General features: G+C 70.8%; 15 protein-coding genes. 10 read left to right on the top strand and 5 right to left on the bottom strand.

Annotated elements, in window-relative coordinates; genetic code table 11:
- Positions 1–13: 13 nt before the first annotated feature.
- Positions 14–214, bottom strand: a complete 201-nt coding sequence (locus tag JHN63_RS14865; RefSeq protein WP_200680607.1) for a hypothetical protein — start codon at positions 212–214, stop codon at positions 14–16.
- A gap of 269 nt (positions 215–483) precedes the next feature.
- Between JHN63_RS14865 and JHN63_RS14860 the strand changes: the two genes are divergently transcribed.
- The 3 genes from JHN63_RS14860 to JHN63_RS14850 all read left to right on the top strand — a co-directional run bounded on the left by JHN63_RS14860 (position 484) and on the right by JHN63_RS14850 (position 4740).
- A complete protein-coding gene (locus JHN63_RS14860) occupies positions 484–1446 on the top strand; it encodes an SCO0930 family lipoprotein (protein WP_200680605.1) in 963 nt (320 codons plus the stop codon).
- 349 nt (positions 1447–1795) lie between these two features.
- Entirely contained in the window at positions 1796–2608 is an 813-nt protein-coding gene (locus tag JHN63_RS14855; protein WP_200680603.1) for an SAM-dependent methyltransferase, read from the top strand.
- Positions 2605–4740, top strand: coding sequence for a bifunctional diguanylate cyclase/phosphodiesterase (locus tag JHN63_RS14850; protein ID WP_200680601.1), 2136 nt, complete (start codon positions 2605–2607; stop codon positions 4738–4740). The genes JHN63_RS14855 and JHN63_RS14850 overlap by 4 nt, the downstream gene beginning before the upstream one ends.
- Positions 4741–4752: 12 nt before the next feature.
- On the opposite strand, the gene JHN63_RS14845 is transcribed toward JHN63_RS14850, so the two are convergent.
- Together JHN63_RS14845 and JHN63_RS14840 are read right to left on the bottom strand one after the other, a co-directional pair.
- A complete protein-coding gene (locus JHN63_RS14845; protein ID WP_307781895.1) occupies positions 4753–5988 on the bottom strand; it encodes a PQQ-binding-like beta-propeller repeat protein in 1236 nt (411 codons plus the stop codon).
- A gap of 33 nt (positions 5989–6021) precedes the next feature.
- Positions 6022–6903 (bottom strand): LysR family transcriptional regulator, encoded by an 882-nt coding sequence (locus JHN63_RS14840; RefSeq protein WP_200680597.1) that lies wholly within the window; start codon positions 6901–6903, stop codon positions 6022–6024.
- 120 nt (positions 6904–7023) lie between these two features.
- On the opposite strand from JHN63_RS14840, the gene JHN63_RS14835 reads away from it, so the two are divergent.
- From JHN63_RS14835 to JHN63_RS14810, 6 genes are all read left to right on the top strand, one after another.
- Positions 7024–7695 (top strand): succinate dehydrogenase, encoded by a 672-nt coding sequence (locus JHN63_RS14835; RefSeq protein ID WP_200680614.1) that lies wholly within the window; start codon positions 7024–7026, stop codon positions 7693–7695.
- Position 7696: 1 nt separating this feature from the next.
- On the top strand, positions 7697–9649 hold the full coding sequence (locus JHN63_RS14830; RefSeq protein ID WP_200680595.1) for a fumarate reductase/succinate dehydrogenase flavoprotein subunit: 1953 nt from the start codon (positions 7697–7699) through the stop codon (positions 9647–9649).
- On the top strand, positions 9646–10395 hold the full coding sequence (locus JHN63_RS14825) for a succinate dehydrogenase/fumarate reductase iron-sulfur subunit (protein ID WP_200680593.1): 750 nt from the start codon (positions 9646–9648) through the stop codon (positions 10393–10395). Before JHN63_RS14830 ends, JHN63_RS14825 begins: the two co-directional genes overlap by 4 nt.
- A gap of 214 nt (positions 10396–10609) precedes the next feature.
- Positions 10610–11383, top strand: a complete 774-nt coding sequence (locus JHN63_RS14820) for a GNAT family N-acetyltransferase (protein ID WP_200680591.1) — start codon at positions 10610–10612, stop codon at positions 11381–11383.
- Complete coding sequence (locus JHN63_RS14815; protein ID WP_200680584.1) at positions 11383–12318, top strand: 1-acyl-sn-glycerol-3-phosphate acyltransferase; 936 nt, start codon at positions 11383–11385, stop codon at positions 12316–12318. Before JHN63_RS14820 ends, JHN63_RS14815 begins: the two co-directional genes overlap by 1 nt.
- A 119-nt stretch (positions 12319–12437) precedes the next feature.
- The gene (locus JHN63_RS14810; RefSeq protein WP_200680582.1) at positions 12438–13601 is read left to right on the top strand and encodes an alanine--tRNA ligase-related protein; all 1164 of its coding nucleotides are present in this window, start codon (positions 12438–12440) and stop codon (positions 13599–13601) included.
- Positions 13602–13638: 37 nt separating this feature from the next.
- Here JHN63_RS14810 and JHN63_RS14805 read toward each other — a convergent pair whose 3' ends face one another.
- On the bottom strand, positions 13639–15990 hold the full coding sequence (locus JHN63_RS14805; protein ID WP_200680580.1) for an excinuclease ABC subunit UvrA: 2352 nt from the start codon (positions 15988–15990) through the stop codon (positions 13639–13641).
- A gap of 232 nt (positions 15991–16222) precedes the next feature.
- Between JHN63_RS14805 and JHN63_RS14800 the strand changes: the two genes are divergently transcribed.
- Positions 16223–17245 (top strand): alcohol dehydrogenase, encoded by a 1023-nt coding sequence (locus tag JHN63_RS14800; RefSeq protein WP_200680572.1) that lies wholly within the window; start codon positions 16223–16225, stop codon positions 17243–17245.
- Here JHN63_RS14800 and JHN63_RS14795 read toward each other — a convergent pair.
- Positions 17235–18230 (bottom strand): LLM class flavin-dependent oxidoreductase, encoded by a 996-nt coding sequence (locus JHN63_RS14795; protein ID WP_200680570.1) that lies wholly within the window; start codon positions 18228–18230, stop codon positions 17235–17237. The genes JHN63_RS14800 and JHN63_RS14795 overlap by 11 nt on opposite strands.
- Positions 18231–18263: the final 33 nt, after the last annotated feature.

Below are 18263 nucleotides of genomic sequence, written 5' to 3'. Positions count from 1 at the left end.
GCTTCGGGGTCGGTTACCGGCAGGCCGGGGGGATCGGCCAGGAGTCGCCACCGGCGACCGCCACCGCCTCCGTGCCGTCCGGCCCCGTCGAGGCGTACGCACACGCGTCGGCCGCCGCCGGGCCCGCCGGTGCGCCCGTCAGCAGCCAGGTCAGCGTCACCAGGGTCAACACCCTTGCGACGAGGGCGGTTCGGGTCGGTTCGGGTCCATGCACGACGGAGATCATGAGGCCTCGCGCGCGGGGACGCGCCGGGGCGCGGAAGGATTGCCCCGAAGGAGTGGAAGGCGGGGTGCGACGGTTTGACGAACCGTTTCCCGAAGGTGGCCGGATGCGTACGCGCATACGAGAGCGGGGCTGTGTCACAGGTGTCGGAAAGAAATTTGTGCGGCCGTTGAACACTTCCGTGGTCCCCACCCGTACCTAGGACCGTGCGGCGGCACAGACGGGCGCTGCAACATCCAGGGAATTATGGGGAGTTGACGATGAAGACCTCCTGGCGGAGCGCCTCACTCGCGGCGACGGCCGTGTCCGTCATGGCGTTGACGGCGGCGTGCGGTTCGGACAATGTGACCACGCCTTCCTCTGCGGCACAGAACGTCGGTGCCACGGCGGCGGCCGGAGGTTACGGAAGCGTCGGTGCGGCCACGTCGAGCCCCAGCACCGGTGCCGGCAACGGCTACGGCGCGGACGGCCAGCAGGCCGCTGCCGCCGAGCCCGCGGGCGAGCTGACCGTTGCCAACAACCCCGACCTCGGCAAGGTGTTGAGCGACGGAGCGGGTCTGACCCTCTACCGTTTCGACGCCGACACGGCCAATCCGCCCAAGTCCAACTGCGACGGCGACTGCGCCACCGCGTGGCCGCCGGTTCCCGCGGACGACGCCACGGCCGGTGCCGGTATCGACAAGGCCCTCCTCGGCGAGGTGACCCGTACCGACGGCACCAAGCAGCTGACCATCGGCGGCTGGCCCGCCTACCGTTACGCCAAGGACGTCAACGCCGGTGACGTCAACGGCCAGGGTGTGGGCGGCAAGTGGTACGCGCTGGCCCCCGACGGCAAGAAGGCGACCCTCGCCTCGCTGCCCGGCCTCTCCGTCCGCAAGGACGCCAAGCTCGGTGACATCGTCGTCGACAAGAACGGCCACACGGTCTACCGCTTCCTCAAGGACAAGGCATGGCCCAAGTCCGTCTCGAACTGCGTCGGTGCCTGCGCGGAGAAGTGGCCGGCCGTCGGGATCGTCTCGGCGAACGACACCAAGGGCGTCGAGAAGAAGGGCCTCATGGGCTTCACCCGGTCCGACGGCGCCAAGCAGATGACCGTCGACTGCTGGCCGATCTACACCTTCTCCGGTGACACGGCCGCCGGACAGACCAACGGTCAGGGCGTGGGCGGCACTTGGTACGCCGTCTCCCCTGAAGGGAAAGCGGTCGGCGCGCCCGCGGCGTAGCGAGAACCTCCCCAGGGTTGACAGCTCCCCGCCCACTCGGCACCGAAACGCGGAAGGGAGGGTCGCGGGCAAGCGACAGAAATGCCGAACAACACAGCGCGCGCGACCCCAGGTCCGCCCCCTCCGCACCGCACGGAGGGGGCGGGCCGCTTTGGCGTGCGCCCTCAGTGGGCCATTCGCCAATTCCGGCATTCCGCGCGCTTCTCCGCATGTCCCCGCACGTCAATTCGGCACGTGCCGCGGGCAGTCACCGGGAACGGATGGTCAATTTCCGTTTCCGCTCGCTCCTTTGGCGGGCGATCAGTAGCCTCAGCTCGAACACCGGATCGCCTACGCCTTGGAGAGATACATGGAGCGTCCCGCCTGGGCACCACGAAGCATCGACATCTCGGTGCCGAGCGTTTCGCGTATCTACGACTACTACCTGGGCGGTTCGCACAACTTCGAGGTCGACCGGGAGGCGGCCCGCAAGGCCATGGAGTTCCTCCCGGGACTTCCCAAGATCATGCAGGCGAACCGGGCGTTCATGCGCCGCGCCGTACGCTTCGCGGCGGCCGAGGGCATCACCCAGTTCCTCGACATCGGCTCCGGGATCCCCACCTTCGGCAACGTCCACGAGGTGGCCCAGGCGGCCAGCCCCGGCGCCCATGTCATGTACGTCGACCACGACCCGGTGGCGGTCGCGCACAGCCAGGCCGTGCTGGCCGGCAACGAGACGGCGGGCGTCGTCGCGGCCGACCTCCGCAAGCCCCAGGAGATCCTGGCGAGCCCCGAGGTCCAGCGGCTGATCGACGTGAATCGGCCAGTGGCCTTACTTCTCGTTGCCATACTGCACTTCGTGGAAGACACGGACGACCCGTACGGAGCGGTGGCACAGCTGCGCGAGGCGCTCGCGCCCGGCAGCCTGCTCATCCTCACCCATGCCTCGTACGAGGGAATCCCGTTGCCACCGGAGCGAGCGGAGGGCGCGGTCGACGTGTACAAGGACATCCGCAATCCGCTGATCATGCGCTCGCGCGAGGAGATCGCGCGGTTCTTCGAGGGGTACGACATGGTGGAACCGGGACTGGTGCCGATGCCGGAGTGGCGGCCGGACACGGTGCTGGAGGACGAGGATCCGTACTCCTTCTCCGGATTCGCCGGCGTAGGACGCACGGCGTGATCGCGGAGCCGGACGGGCCGGAGGGCAGACTGCGCAGGTTCGCGACGATCTGGAGCCGCGCGGTGTTCCCGGCGACCTCCACCTCGCTGACCCGGCCCGAGTTCGAGGAACTGCTCCTGCCGCTGGCCCGGCGGTTGAGCGAGGCGCTGCGCGCCCGGACCTTCGAGGCCGAGGAGGGCAAGGCCGTCGGCTCCGCCCTCGTCAGCGCGCACTGCACCGACCCCGACGCCCTCACCCACACCCTGGAGTGCGTCGACGCCTACCTGGTCCTCTACTGCGGCGGCGACGGCCCCCAGGAGGACCTGCGGATCCGCTCGGCCCGCCTCCAGCACGCCATGGCCGCCGGCTTCGCCCAGGAACTGCGCGAGCGCACGCTGGCCGAGCAGGAGGCCATCTCGGTGGCCGCCCTCCAGGCCCAGGGCGTCGTCGCCCAGGCCCTGCACGCGACCGAGGCCCGCTTCCGCGCGGTCTTCGAGGGCGCGGCCATAGGAATCGGCATGGCCGACCTCGACGGCAACATCCTCCAGGTCAACGGCGCGCTGCTGCGCATGTTCGGCATCACCGAGCAGACCATGGGCGGCCGCAACGTCCGCGAGTGGACCCACCCGGACGACGCGCCCCAGACCTGGACCCTCTACGACGAACTCGTCCGCGGCGAGCGCGAGCACTACCATGTCGAGAAGGCGTTCTACCGGCCCGACGGAACGGTCCTGTGGACCAACCTCACGGTCTCCCTGCTGCGCGACGCCGACGGCAACCCGCAGTACCAGCTCGCCCTCATGGAGGACACCACCGAGCGCCGGCTGCTCAATCTGCGGCTGCGCTACGAGGCGACCCACGACGCGCTCACCGGCCTCCCGAACCGCACCCTGTTCTTCGAGCGCTTGGAGAAGGCGCTCGGCGCGGGCGACAACCAGCGGTTCGGCCTGTGCTACCTCGACCTCGACGGCTTCAAGACCATCAACGACAGCCTCGGCCACGCGGCCGGTGACCGGCTGCTCGTCGAGGTCGCCGACCGGCTCCAGTCGTGTGCGACCGCGCCCGGCGAGATGGTCGCCCGGCTCGGCGGCGACGAGTTCGTGGCGCTGACCACCGGGCCCGACACCGAGCGCGAGGTCGACGAACTCGCCGGCCGCATCATGAACGCGCTGATCACCCCGGTCAGCATCGACGGCCGTGACCTCACCGTGCGCGGCTCCATCGGCATCGTCGAGGGCCCGGCCGGCGAGCGCGGCCCGGCGGAGGTGCTGCGCAGCGCCGACATCACGATGTACCGGGCCAAGTCGGCGGGCGGCAACCGCTTCGAACTCGCCGACCCGGAGGCCGACGCCCGCGCGATCACCCGCCACGGCCTGACCAACGCGCTGCCGGCCGCCCTGGACCGCAACGAGTTCTTCATCGAGTACCAGCCGCTGGTCCACCTCGGCGACGGCAGCGTGCGCGGCGCCGAGGCCCTGGTCCGCTGGCTGCACCCGCAGCACGGCGTCCTGGGCCCCGACCGCTTCATCCCGCTCGCCGAACACACCGGCCTGATCGTCCCGTTGGGCCGCTGGGTCCTGGAACAGTCCGTACGACAGGCCCGTGCCTGGCGCGAGTCGTACGGCGACGGCGTGCCCCTGCGCATCAACGTCAACCTCTCGCCCTGCCAGCTCACCCACCCCGGCCTGGTCCAGGACACCGTGGACATCCTGGAGCGCACCGGCGTCGCCCCCGACGCGCTCTGCCTGGAGGTCACCGAGTCGGCGCTGATCGGAGCCGACGACGATCTGCTGAAGCCGCTGCGGCAACTCGCCGAGATGGGCGTCGACATCGCCCTGGACGACTTCGGCACCGGCTACTCGAACCTCGCCAACCTCCGCCGCCTCCCGGTGAGCATCCTCAAGCTGGACCGCTCCTTCACCCAGAGCATGCAGCAGTTCCCGGCCGACCCCGTCGACCTCAAGATCGTCGAGGGCATCGTCTCCCTCGCCCACAGCCTGAACCTCACGGTGACGGTCGAGGGCGTCGAGACGGGCGCACAGGCCGAACAGCTCCGCATACTCGGCTGCGACACGGCCCAGGGCTGGTACTACGCCCGCCCCGGCCCGCCGGACCGACTGCACGACCTGGCGCTGGTCGACGCGACGGGCTGAGCGACCGCTGCCTCAGGGCAGCGGCATCGACCGCAGGCCGCGATGGGTGGCCGCCTGCACGACGACATGGTCCGGGTCGCCGCCCGGCAGGACGAGCCGGGGGTACTCCCCGTACCGGGCCTGCGCGTACGGCGCGGACATGCGTGCCGCGGCGGCCCCTTTCGCCTTCGGGCCGGCGTGCAGGTCGATCGTGATCACGCGTCCTCGGACGGGGGCGTCGTTGACCGGGGTGAAGGTGACGAACCGGTCACCGGCCAACTCCGCCTCCTCCGTGGTGGTGGCGTAGCTCCACAGCCTCTTGGGGTGGACGAGGTCGTACGCGTTCCAGGACCCGCCGCCCGGGTCCTCGGCGCTGTCCTCGTACAGCACGAGCACACCGTCGGACGAGATCACCCCGCGCTCGGGCTTCTGCCCCGTGTCCTCGGCCGTCCTCAGCGGCCGGAGCGTGTCCGGGTCCAGGCGCCGGAGCGGCGGGAAGGTGTCCTCCGCGGAGATCGGGCTGCCGGTGCACACGAGGTAGTGGCCGCCGGAGACGAGGTGGGGGCATTCGACGCCCTCGGCGCTGGTCGCCACGGTGTCGCCGGTACGGGCGTCGCGGGCGGTGACCTCCGTGCCGTCGGTGGTGTAGACACGGCCCCCGAAGACGGCCATGTCCCCGTACGAATCCGCCGCGACGCCGCGGTGCCACAGCGTCCTGCCGTCGGACATCCGGAAGGCGGCGAGGGGGATGATCTTCATGCCCTCCGCCGGGGTTTCGAGAACGTAGACGGTTCCCTCCGCCACCCTGAGAACCACCGGGTAGGTGGAGCCGCCGGTCAGCCGGCGCGTCCAGGCGGTCTTGCCCGTGCGCAGATCCGCCGCGCTCAGTGTCGCGCCGGAGCTGGTCACGGCCCGTTCGCTGGCCGAGTCGACGACAAGGTCCGCGTCCTTGCCGCGGCCGGCCGGCGGGACGGACCAGGTGACCCGTCCGGTGCTGCGGGAGCGCCCGACGAAACCGCCGGAACCGGTGCGGCACACGACCTGATGAGCCGTCGCCTCGCACCGGCCGTCCTCCGCCGGGTAGGAAGCGGTCCACGCCTGCCACCCCGAGTCGGCGACGGGAGTCGGCGAGGCGCTGGGCGACGCGGATGCCGAAACCGTCGTACGGCTCGACTCGCCGGAAGGCGTGCTCCCTGAGCCCGCGCAGCCCACGAGCACCAGCCCGAGCAGCGTCGCGCCCACCAACCGTATCCGGTGCAATCCGGTCACCCCTCTGAGAGAAGCCCCCATGCTAGGCGGCGATCAACGCTCCAGCAGCATCCGCTGCAACTCCCGGGCCGCCCGCGGCGGAGCCACATCGCTGCGATGCGCGAGTGCGATCGTCCGGTGCAGCCCGGGCCGCGCCAACGGCGTCACCCGCAGCCCCCGCCCCGACTTCGTCGCCACCATGCGCGGTACGACGGCCACGCCGAGCCCCGCCCGCACGAAGCCGAGCACGGCGTCCATCTCGCCGCCCTCCACCGCGAAGTCGGGCTCGAAACCCTCGGCGCGGCACGCGGCGACGGTCAGTTCGCGCAGGTCGTAGCCGTGCCGGAACATCACCAGACGCTCGCCCTCCAGATCGGAGATCCGCACGGTCCGCCCACGGCCCGGCACCGGCGCCTCCGGCGACGACACGACCACCAGGTCCTCGCGCAGCAGCTCCACCGTCGTCAGCGCCGGTGACGGAGTGGGCAGCGGCAGCACCACCAGGGCCAAGTCCAGGGCGCCGCGCGCTAGTTCGCGGACGAGATCGTGCGAACCGCCCTCCTCGATCAGCAGCCGGATGCCCGGATAGCGGTCGTGGAAGGCGCGCAGCACATCCGGCAGCAGACCCGTGCACAGGCTCGGGGTCGCCCCCAACCTGACCCGGCCGCTGCGCAGTTGGACCAGTTCGAGGACCTCGTGCCGGGCCGTGTCCGCGTCCGCCAGGATCCGCCGGGCGAGCGGCAGCAGCGCCTCGCCCGCGTCCGTGAGCGTGATGTTGCCCCGCGCCCGCAGGAACAGATCGGCCCCCAACTCCCGCTCCAGCGCCTTGATCTGCTGGGACAACGAGGGCTGCGCGACATGGACCAGATCGGCGGCCCGGGTGAAGTGCCGGGTCTCGGCGACGGCCACGAAGTACTGGAGCTGCTGGAACTGCATGCCCCCACGATAGCCGTAGCCTATGGAATCCAGGCAGATCATGTCTTGGACCGATCGACCCTCCGGCGCCTAACGTCCGTAGTCATGGCTCTGGCAACGCGGACGGACCGACGGCCGTCGATGGCGCGCACGGTGTGGGACAGCTCCGTCGGCAAGAAGACAGTGATGGCCGTCAGCGGCCTGATCATGCTGCTGTACCTGGTCGTCCACATGATCGGGAACCTGAAGATCTTCTTCGGCGCGGGGGAGTTCAACCACTACGCCCACTGGCTGCGCACCGTCGGCGAACCCTTCATGCACTACGAGTGGACGCTCTGGCTGATCCGGATCGTCCTCGTCGTCGCCGTCGTCGCGCACGCCGTCTCCGCGTACCAGCTCAGCCGCCGCGACATCAAGGCGCGCCCCAGCAAGTACGTGCACAGGAAACCCCGGGCGACCTACGCGACGCGCACCATGCGCTGGGGCGGGATCATCCTCGCCCTGTTCATCGTCTGGCACATCCTTGACCTGACGACCGGCACCGTGCACTCCGGCGGCTTCCAGGAGGGCCACCCGTACCAGAACGTCGTGGACACCTTCTCCACCTGGTACGGCGACACCATCTACATCGTCGCGATGCTCGCCCTCGGCCTGCACGTCCGGCACGGCTTCTGGAGCGCGGCCCAGACCCTCGGCGCGGGCAGCCGCAGCCGCGACCGCGCCCTGAAGACCATCGCCAATGTCCTCGCACTGCTGCTCACCGCCGGCTTCATCGCCGTGCCCGTGGGCGTCATGACCGGAGTGGTGAGCTGAAATGGCCCTTGAATACGCGGACTTCACGACCGGCGAGCCCGTCACGGACACCAAGTCCCCGACCGGCCCGATCAACGAGCGCTGGGACACCCGCCGTTTCGAGGCCAAACTCGTCAACCCGGCCAACCGACGCAAACACACGGTGATCGTCGTCGGCACCGGCCTCGCGGGTGGCTCCGCAGGGGCCACCCTCGCCGAACAGGGCTACCACGTCGTCCAGTTCTGCTACCAGGACTCCCCGCGCCGCGCCCACTCGATCGCCGCCCAGGGCGGCATCAACGCGGCGAAGAACTACCGCAACGACGGCGACTCCGTCCACCGCCTCTTCTACGACACCGTCAAGGGCGGCGACTTCAGGGCGCGGGAGTCCAACGTCCACCGCCTGGCGCAGATCTCGGTCGAGATCATCGACCAGTGCGTGGCGCAGGGCGTGCCCTTCGCGCGGGAGTACGGCGGCCTCCTCGACACCCGCTCCTTCGGCGGTGTGCAGGTGTCACGGACGTTCTACGCCCGAGGCCAGACAGGCCAGCAACTCCTGCTCGGCGCCTACCAGGCGCTGTCCCGGCAGATCGCCGCGGGCAACATCGAGATGCACCCGCGCACCGAGATGCTCGACCTGATCGTCATCGACGGGAAGGCGCGCGGGATCGTGGCGCGCGATCTCATCAGCGGCCGTATCGACACCTACTTCGCGGACGCCGTCGTCCTCGCCAGCGGTGGATACGGCAACGTCTTCTACCTGTCGACGAACGCCATGAACTCCAACGCCACCGCCGTGTGGCGGGCGCACCGGCGCGGCGCGCTCTTCGCCAACCCGTGCTTCACGCAGATCCATCCGACCTGCATCCCGCGAACCGGCGAGCACCAGTCCAAACTCACCCTGATGAGCGAGTCGTTGCGCAACGACGGCCGGATCTGGGTGCCGAAGGCCAAGGGCGACCAGCGCCCCGCGAACCAGATCCCCGAGGACGAGCGCGACTACTACCTGGAGCGCATCTACCCGTCCTTCGGCAACCTGGTGCCGCGAGACATCGCCTCCCGCGCCGCGAAGAACGTGTGCGACGAGGGCAGGGGAGTCGGCCCCGGGGGGCAGGGCGTCTACCTCGACTTCGCCGACGCCATACGGCGGTTGGGCCGCAAGGCCGTCGAGGAGAAGTACGGCAACCTCTTCGACATGTACGCCCGGATCACCGCCGAGGACCCGTACACGGTCCCCATGCGGATCTATCCCGCCGTGCACTACACGATGGGCGGACTGTGGGTCGACTACGACCTCCAGACCACGATCCCGGGCCTGTTCGCGATCGGCGAGGCCAACTTCTCCGACCATGGCGCCAACCGCCTCGGCGCCTCCGCGCTGATGCAGGGCCTCGCCGACGGCTACTTCGTGCTCCCGGCGACCATCAACGACTACCTCGCCCGCCACCCCGGACACGAGGAGATCGGCGTCCAACACCCCGCCGTACAAGAGGTGTTGGCCGAGACCGAGGACCGCATCAACCTGCTGCTCGCGGTGGACGGCGACCGCACCCCGGACTCCTTCCACCGTGAACTCGGCGAACTCATGTGGGAGTTCTGCGGCATGGCCCGCACCGACAGCGGACTGCGCAAGGCGCTGGAACGCATCCCGCAGATCCGCGAGGAGTTCTGGCGGCGGATCAAGGTCCCGGGCACCGGCGAGGAGTTCAACCAGTCGCTGGAGAAGGCGAACCGCGTCGTCGACTACCTCGAACTCGCCGAGCTGATGTGCCTCGACGCGCTCAACCGCGCCGAGTCCTGCGGCGGCCACTTCCGCGAGGAGTCGCAGACCCCGGACGGCGAAGCGGCGCGCAGGGACGAGGAGTTCGGCTACGCGGCCGCCTGGGAGTTCACCGGCACCGGCTCATCTCCCGTACTGCACAAGGAAGACCTGGTCTTCGAGTACGTCCACCCCACTCAGCGGAGCTACGCATGAAGCTCACCCTGCGCGTCTGGCGGCAACGCAACGCAGACGCCGAAGGCGCCATGTCCACCTACCAAGTGGACGGAATCTCCACGGACATGTCGTTCCTGGAGATGCTCGACACCCTCAACGAGGAACTCATCCTCAAGGGCGAGGACCCGGTCGCCTTCGACCACGACTGCCGCGAGGGCATCTGCGGCGCGTGCAGTCTGGTCATCAACGGCGACGCGCACGGCCCCGAGCGCACCACCACCTGCCAACTCCACATGCGGTCCTTCGAGGACGGCGACACGATCGACATCGAGCCGTGGCGCGCCTCCGCGTTCCCGGTCGTCAAGGACCTCGTCGTGGACCGCTCGGCCTTCGACCGGATCATCCAGGCGGGCGGCTACATCACCGCCCCGACCGGCGCGGCCCCCGAGGCACACGCCACCGCCGTGCCCAAACCGGACGCCGACTTCGCCTTCGAGCACGCCGAGTGCATCGGCTGCGGGGCATGCGTGGCCGCGTGTCCGAACGGTGCGGCGATGCTGTTCACCTCCGCCAAGATCAACCACCTCAACGTCCTCCCGCAGGGCGCCCCCGAGCGCGAGACGCGGGTGCTGGACATGGTCGCGCAGATGGACGAGGAGGGCTTCGGCGGCTGCACGCTGGCCGGCGAGTGCGCCACCGCCTGCCCGAAGGGCATCCCGCTGGTGTCCATCACAGGGATGAACAAGGAATGGCTGCGGGCGACGCGCAAGGTGGCCAAGCGCTAGACGTCCCAGCTCACGGAACGTTCGCCGGCAGGGTGCGAACGGGCGGAGCCGGAGTGGTGCTCGACCCCGGCTCCGCCAAGCACCCCTGGCATTCAACAACCCCACATCGCCTCTCTCTTCGCGGGTCACACCACGGACAGCCGGCGTCGGCACAACAGGTAAGGCGGCACCGCTCGCCGCCGAGCCGGCCCCGGCCCGTGACCAGGAGAGAGCCATGACAGGCGTATCCACGCTCGACCGTCCCCCGCAGCCTGCCGCGCCCACCCGCTACACCGTCACGCTCGCCCGAGACGAGGACGACGTACGCGCCGCGCAGCGGCTGCGGCACGACGTCTTCGCCGGGGAGATGGGCGCCCACCTGTCCAGCCCGGAGCCCGGCCTGGACGTGGACGCCTTCGACGCGTACTGCGACCACCTCCTCGTCCGCGACACGGTCACCGGGCAGGTGGTCGGCACCTACCGGCTGCTGCCGCCCGAGCGCGCCGCGGTCGCCGGACGGCTCTACTCGGAGAGCGAGTTCGACCTCGCCCCCCTCGACTCGATCCGCCCGGGCCTCGTCGAGGTCGGCCGCTCCTGCGTCCACCCCGACCACCGCGACGGCGCGGTCATCGGCCTCATCTGGGCCGGCATCGCCCGCTACATGGTCGACCGCGGCCACGACTGGCTCGCCGGCTGCTGCTCCATCCCGCTGGCCGACGGCGGCGCCCTAGCCGCCGGCACCTGGGACCGGGTCAGTGCCAAGCACCTCGCCCCCGAGGAGTTCCGGGTACGACCGCTGCTGCCCTGGAGCGCCGACGGCGTGACCCGCCCCACTGAGCGCGTCGAACTCCCGCCGCTGCTGCGCGGATACGTCCGCCTCGGCGCCTGGGTCTGCGGCGAGCCCGCCCACGACCCGGACTTCGGGGTCGCCGACCTGTACGTGCTGCTGTCGATGCGCCGGGTCAACCCGCGCTATCTGCGGCACTTCCTCTCGCTCGTCCCGGCGTGATGAGCGTCTGGCTGCCCAGCGCGCCCTGCACCCCCAGGGCGTGCATCGAGTCGAAGGGGTCCGTCACGGCCGTACCGCGCGCCGTGCTGCGCTTCGTGACCGTCCTGGTCGTGGTGGCCGTCGGGGCCGCGCTCACCCCCGTCGGCAGCCGGATCCCGGCCCGCGCGGTGCGCTGGTGGTGCCGGACGATCGTCCGGTCCGCCGGCATCCGGCTGCGCATCACCGGCACCACCACGTCCACCGGCGGGCTGCTGCTGGTCGCCAACCACATCTCGTGGCTGGACATCCCGCTGCTGGCCGCCGTCCGCCCCGCCCGGATGCTGGCCAAGGCCGAGATCCGGCACTGGCCCGTCGCCGGCACGCTCACCGCCGGCAGCGGCGCCCTCTTCATCGACCGCGACCGGCTGCGGGCCCTGCCCGAGACGGTCGCCTCCATCGCGGGCGCCCTGCGCGCCGGCGGAGCGGTCGCCGTCTTCCCCGAGGGCAGCACCTGGTGCGGCCGGGCGCAGGGACACTTCCGGCGGGCCGTCTTCCAGGCCGCGCTCGACGCCGGAGTACCCGTCCAGCCCGTCGGCCTGCACTACCTCACCGACGGGGGTACCGCCAGCACCGCACCCGCCTTCGTCGGCAGCGACTCCCTGCTCACCTCGGTGTGGCGGGTGGTGTCGGCACGCGGACTGATCGCCGAGGTCGAGGTGGGCGAGACCATCGCGCCCGGCAGCCACCCCGACCGCCGCTCCCTCGCCCACGCGGCCCAGGCCGGGGTGACCGCTCAACCTCAGCACCAGGACCACTGCACCTCGGTGGCGCAGGCCCCGCTGAAAATCCGCAGGACGGCGCGGAGGCGTCCTGTTAGCGTGGCGTCCATGAGGATCATCAGGCACACCGGCACCGCGACCGCGCGAGCGACCAGCTCGCCGGCCGCCGACGCCTGACCTCACAGACCTCTCCCGGCGGCCGGAAACGGACCGCCGGGACGTGTCGTTTCCAGCCTCTTCGCAGGTCTCCCCGCGGTTCCTTTCCGGTCTCCACCCGACCCGAAGGACCCACCGCCATGAACACCGACGACATCGTCCGCACCTTCCTCGACTTCTACCGCGAACGCGGACACGAGCCGATCACCGGCAGCACTCTCCTGCCACCGCCCTCGGACCCGGTCCTCTTCACCACCTCCGGAATGCACCCCCTCACGCCGTACCTCCAGGGCCGCCCCCATCCACAGGGGCGCCGCCTGGTCAACGTCCAACGCTGTCTGCGCACCACCGACCTCGACGAGATCGGCGACGTCACCCACCTGACCGTGTTCGAGATGCTCGGCTCCTGGTCGCTCGGCGACTACGACCACCCGCAGAGCCTGCGCTGGGGCCACGAACTCCTGCGGGACGGCTTCGGCATCCCACAGGAGAAGCTCTACGTCACCGTCTTCGGCGGCGACGAACAGGTCGGCCCCGACCTCGAATCGCTGCGCACCTGGCGGGAGTTGGGCCTGCCGGTGGAGTCGACCCGGGACGAGAACTGGTGGTCCAACGGCACGGTCGGCCCCTGCGGCCCCGACTCCGAGATCTTCTTCTGGACCGGCGACGGCCCACCGGAGGGCCGCCCGACCACCGACCCGCGCTGGGTGGAGATCTGGAACCACGTCCACATGCGCTACGAACGGGGCGAGGACGGCGGGCTCGGGCCGCTGCGGCAGGTCGACGTCGACACGGGCATGGGCCTGGAGCGACTTGTGTCCGTCCTCCAGGGCCGGCGATCGGTCTATGAGACGGACCTGTTCGAGCCGTGGATGCGGACGATTCCACTGCTGTGGGACCTGGACGAACAGTCGCTGCGGGTGGTCTGCGACCATCTGCGGTCGAGCGTCGTGGTCGTCGGGGACGGGGTGCGGCCCTCCAACACCGGGCGTGGGTATGTTCTACGACGGCTTGTGCGGCGGTTGCTGACGGTTCTGCGGCGGGACGATCCCTCGCGTACGGTGTCCGATCTGCCGGTCGAGCTCGTCGAGCACACGGTGGACCATTTTCGGCAGTCGCTGGGAACCGGCATCGTGCGGGAGGTTCTTCTCGACGAGGAGCGGCGGTTCGGGCGGCTTCTCGAGCGGGGGCGGCGGGTGTTGTCCCGGCCGGAGTTCCGAGGGCCGCTGAGTGAGGAGGACTATCACTATCTGCACGACACTCATGGGTTGCCCCGTGAGTTGGTGGCCGGTCTGTTGAGCTAGCACCGCGGACGCCAGGCGCCCCTGAAAGCAGGGGCAACTAGGCGAGCGCGCTTGCCAGATAGGGCGCCGTAGCACTTCCCTCCGCCACCGCCATCTTCCTCGGCGGGCCCGCTGCCACGATGCGGCCGCCCTTCTCTCCGCCACCCGGCCCCAAGTCGATCACCCAGTCCGCGCCCGCCACCACCGCCATGTCGTGCTCGACGACCACCACGGTGTGGCCGGCGTCCACCAGGCCGTGGAGCTGGCGGAGGAGGACCTCGACGTCGGCCGGGTGGAGGCCGGTGGTCGGTTCGTCGAGGAGGTAGAGGGTGTGGGTGCGGTGGGTGCGCTGCAACTCGGTGGCCAGTTTGATGCGTTGGGCCTCGCCGCCGGACAACTCGGTGGCGGGCTGGCCCAGGTGCAGATAGCCGAGGCCCACGTCCAGGAGGGTGGTGAGGCTGCGGGACACGGCCGGAGTGTCCGTGTCCGCGAAGAAGTCCGCCGCGCTCTCCACCGTCAGGTCGAGGATCTGCGCGATGTTCCGTCCCCGGTACGTCACCTGGAGTGTCTCGGGGTTGTAGCGTGCCCCGCCGCAGTCCGGGCAGGGGGCGTAGGTGCTCGGGAGGAAGAGCAGCTCGACGCTCACGAATCCCTCGCCCTGGCAGGTCTCGCAGCGGCCGCCGGGCACGTTGAAGGAGAACCGGCCGACGCCGTAACCCCGTTGGCGTGCCTCGTCGGTGGTCGCGAAGACCTTGCGGACGACGTCGAAGAGGCCGGTGTAGGTGGCGAGGTTCGAGCGTGGGGTGCGGCCGATGGGTTTCTGGTCGACGGACACCAGGCGTCCCACGCCGGGCAGTTCCTCGGTGATCTCGCCGATGAGCGTGGACTTGCCGGAGCCGGAGACGCCGGTGACCGCGGTGAACACGCCTAGGGGGAACTCGGCCGTCACGTCCCGCAGGTTGTGCCGGGTGATCGGGCCGACCTTCAACTCGCCGCGCGGTGACCGGACTTCGCGGGCCGGGGCGGGGGAGCGGTCGAAGAGGAAGCGGGCCGTCGCCGACTCCGCCACCGTCGCCAGCTCGGCCACCGGTCCGCTGTGCAGGATCCGCCCGCCGTGCTCGCCGGCCAGCGGGCCCACGTCCACCAGCCAGTCGGCGGCGCGCATGACGTCCAGGTGGTGCTCCACCACGAACACCGAGTTGCCCGCCGACCTGAGCCGGTCCAGCACCGTCAGCAGGGCCTCGGTGTCCGCGGGGTGCAGGCCGGCGGACGGTTCGTCGAGGACGTAGACGACTCCGAAGAGGCCGGACCTCAACTGGGTCGCCAGGCGCAGTCGTTGGAGCTCGCCCGCCGAGAGGGTGGGGGTCGCGCGGTCCAGGCTGAGGTAGCCGAGGCCGAGTTCGAGGATCGGTGCGATACGGGAGGTGAGGTCCTCGGTCAGGACGCGGGCCGCCTCCGAGGTGCCGACCGGCGTGCCCGCCAACTCCGCCAGCGGGAGCGCGGCCAGGTCGGCGATCGTGCGGCCCGCGACCGTGACGGCCAGGGCCTCGGCCCGCAGTCTGCGGCCTTTGCACACCGGGCAGGGGGTGCTCGTCAGGAAGCGTTCCGCCTTCGCCCGCAGGGTCGGGCTCTTCGTGTCGGAGAAGGTCTTCATGACGTAGCGGCGGGCGCTCATGTACGTGCCCTGGTAGGGGCGTTGGATGCGGTCGGCGTCCCGCACCGGATGGACCGTGACCACCGGCTGCTCGTCCGTGAAGAGGATCCACTCCCGCTGCTCGGAGGGGAGTTCGCGCCACGGCACGTCCACGTCGTGGCCGAGGGTGTCCAGGATGTCGCGCAGGTTCTTGCCCTGCCATGCGCCCGGCCACGCGGCGATCGCGCCCTCGCGGATCGACAGGGAGGGGTCGGGGACCAGGGACTCCTCGGTCGTGCGGTGCACCCGGCCGAGACCGTGGCACTCCGGGCACGCGCCCGCCGCCGTGTTGGGGGAGAAGGCGTCCGAGTCGAGGCGTTCGGCGCCGGGCGGATAGTCGCCGGCGCGGGAGAACAGCATCCGGAGCGAATTGGAGAGGTTGGTGACCGTGCCCACCGAGGAACGGGAGGTGGGCGTCGAGCGGCGCTGCTGGAGCGAGACCGCGGGCGGCAGGCCGCTGATCTCGGCGACCTTCGGCGCGCCCACCTGATGGATCAGTCTGCGGGCGTACGGCGCCACCGACTCGAAGTAGCGGCGCTGGGCCTCCGCGTAGATCGTGCCGAAGGCGAGGGACGACTTCCCGGAGCCGGAGACGCCTGTGAACACGGTCAACACGTCCCGCGGGATGTCGACGTCGACGCCCTGGAGATTGTGCTCGCGGGCGCCGCGGACACGGACGTAGGCGTCGGGGACGTGGGGCTCGCGGGGGCTGTGCATGACCCGGAGAGTCTATGCGAGCCCGCTCCGGGACGCCCGGTGAGCCGCGGGGGTGCGGGGCTGGCCGTGCTGTGCCACGTTGGAGGACACGGATGCCGACGGCCGCCACCGGGCCCGGGTCGGCGCGGACGACCGCACGATCGGGATCAGGGTCGGCCGAGCGGCCGAGGTCAAGGACGGCCATGCGGCCGAGCACTGACTGGGCCGTGTCCTACCTCTCTGGGAGACAGGTATGAGCAGCTATCGAGTCGCGCAAGTGGCCGCCGCCGGCGGCGAGTTCGCGATCGTCGAGCGGGATGTGCCGGAGCCGGGACCTGGCCATGTGCGGATCGCCGTGGAGGCCTGCGGGATCTGCCACAGCGACACCTTCTTCGTGAACGCCGGAGTGCCGGGCGTGCCGTTCCCGCTGGTCACCGGGCACGAGATCGCCGGACACATCGACGCGCTCGGCGAGGGCGCCTCGGACCGCGGCTGGCGGGTCGGCGACCGGGTGGCCGTCGGCTGGTTCGGCGGCAGCTGCGGCTACTGCACCCCGTGCAGGCAGGGCGACTTCATCGTCTGCGAGAACCTCAAGGTGCCCGGCTGGGCCTACGACGGAGGCTTCGCGGAGCTGACCGTGGCGCCGGTCGACGCGCTCGCCCGGATTCCCGAGGGGCTGCCGGCGAGCGCCGCCGCGCCGATGGGGTGTGCGGGCGTGACCACGTTCAACGGGCTGCGGCGCAGTCCGGCCGGGCCGGGCGACCTGGTGGCCGTACTCGGACTGGGCGGTCTCGGGCACCTGGGCGTGCAGTACGCGGTCGCCATGGGTTTCGAGACCGTGGCGATCGCGCGCGGAGCCGAGAAGGCCGACTTCGCCAAGCAGTTGGGCGCCCACCACTACGTCGACAGCACGGCGGACACCGAAGTCGCCGAGGCGCTGCGGGCGTTGGGCGGTGCCAAGGTGGTCCTCGCCACGGCGGGCAACGCCGATGCCGCCACGGCGACCGTGGAGGGGCTGCGGCCCCGCGGTGAGCTGGTGGTCGTCGGAGCGGACACCGCGCCGTTGGGGATCAGTCCGCTCCAACTCCTCATGAGCGCCAAGGTGGTTCGCGGTCACCCGTCCGGCACCGCGCAGGACGTGCAGGACACCCTGGACTTCAGTGCCCTGCACGGCATCCGCCCGATGGTGGAGACCGTGCCCCTGGACCAGGCGGGCGAGGCGTATCAGCGGATGCTGTCCGGAGCCGCGCGCTTCCGGATGGTGCTCACCCCATGAGCGAGGCGAGCCGCCGGTAGGAGTCCAGCAGGGCCGCGCGGTCGTAGGTGCTGGTGGTGACGAGGACCTCGTCGGCCGCCGTCTCCTTCAGCACCGTCTCCAGCTCGTGGGCCACCTGTTCCTCGGTGCCCGCGAGCTGTCCGGTGAGCCCGGTCTCGTAGAAGCCGAACTCCTTGTCGGTCATGGTCAGTTGCTCGACACGCTCGGCGGGCGGCAGGGGTGGGAAGGTGCCGTGGGTGCGGGAGTACGCCATCGACCAGGCCTCCGGGACGAGGAGGCGGCGGGCCGCCTCGGGGGTGGCGGCCACGGCGATCGTGCCCGAGATGACGACATACGGCTCGGCGGTCCAGGGGGAGGGGCGGAAGCGGGCGCGGTAGTGGTCGATGCCGCGCCGCATCCTGTCCCGGTTGCGGAGGTCGCCGATCACCATCGGCAGGCCGGCCCGGGCGGCGATGCCGGCGCCCTCGCCCATCGCGAGCACGAACGGCGGGACGCTCAGGCCCTCGGAGGGGCGTGCGTGCGCGCCGGTGGGCGAGGTGCCCCGGAACCAGCCGAGGAGTTCGTCGAGTTGGCCGGCGAAGTCGTCGGCGTCGTCCTTGTCGCGGCCCAGCGCCTTGCGCACGCCGTCGGTGAAGCCGACCGAGCGGCCCAGGCCCATGTCGATCCGGCCGGGGAACAGTGACTCCAGGACCCCGAACTGCTCGGCCACGACCAGGGGTTGGTGGTTGGGCAGCATCACCCCGCCCGTGCCGACCCGGATCGTTCTGGTGGCCGAGGCGACGGCGGCCGCCAGCACGGTCGGCGCGGAACCGGCGACCCCGGGCACACCGTGGTGCTCCGACACCCAGAACCGGTGATAGCCCAGCTCCTCGACCTCCCGCGCCAGCCGCACGGTGTCGCGCAGCGCCTCGGCGGGCGGATGCCCCTCGCGGGTGCGGGAGCGGTCGAGGACGGAGAAGGGGGTCGAGGCGATCACGGAACTCACACCGGGTTCAACGCCAGGGAGCCTCCGGCATTC

This window comes from Streptomyces sp. MBT65 (assembly GCF_016612545.1).
Classification (GTDB): Bacteria; Actinomycetota; Actinomycetes; order Streptomycetales; family Streptomycetaceae; genus Streptomyces.
The sequence above is the reverse complement of the archived record's forward strand: the minus strand, read 5'-3'. Positions and strand labels throughout refer to the sequence as shown.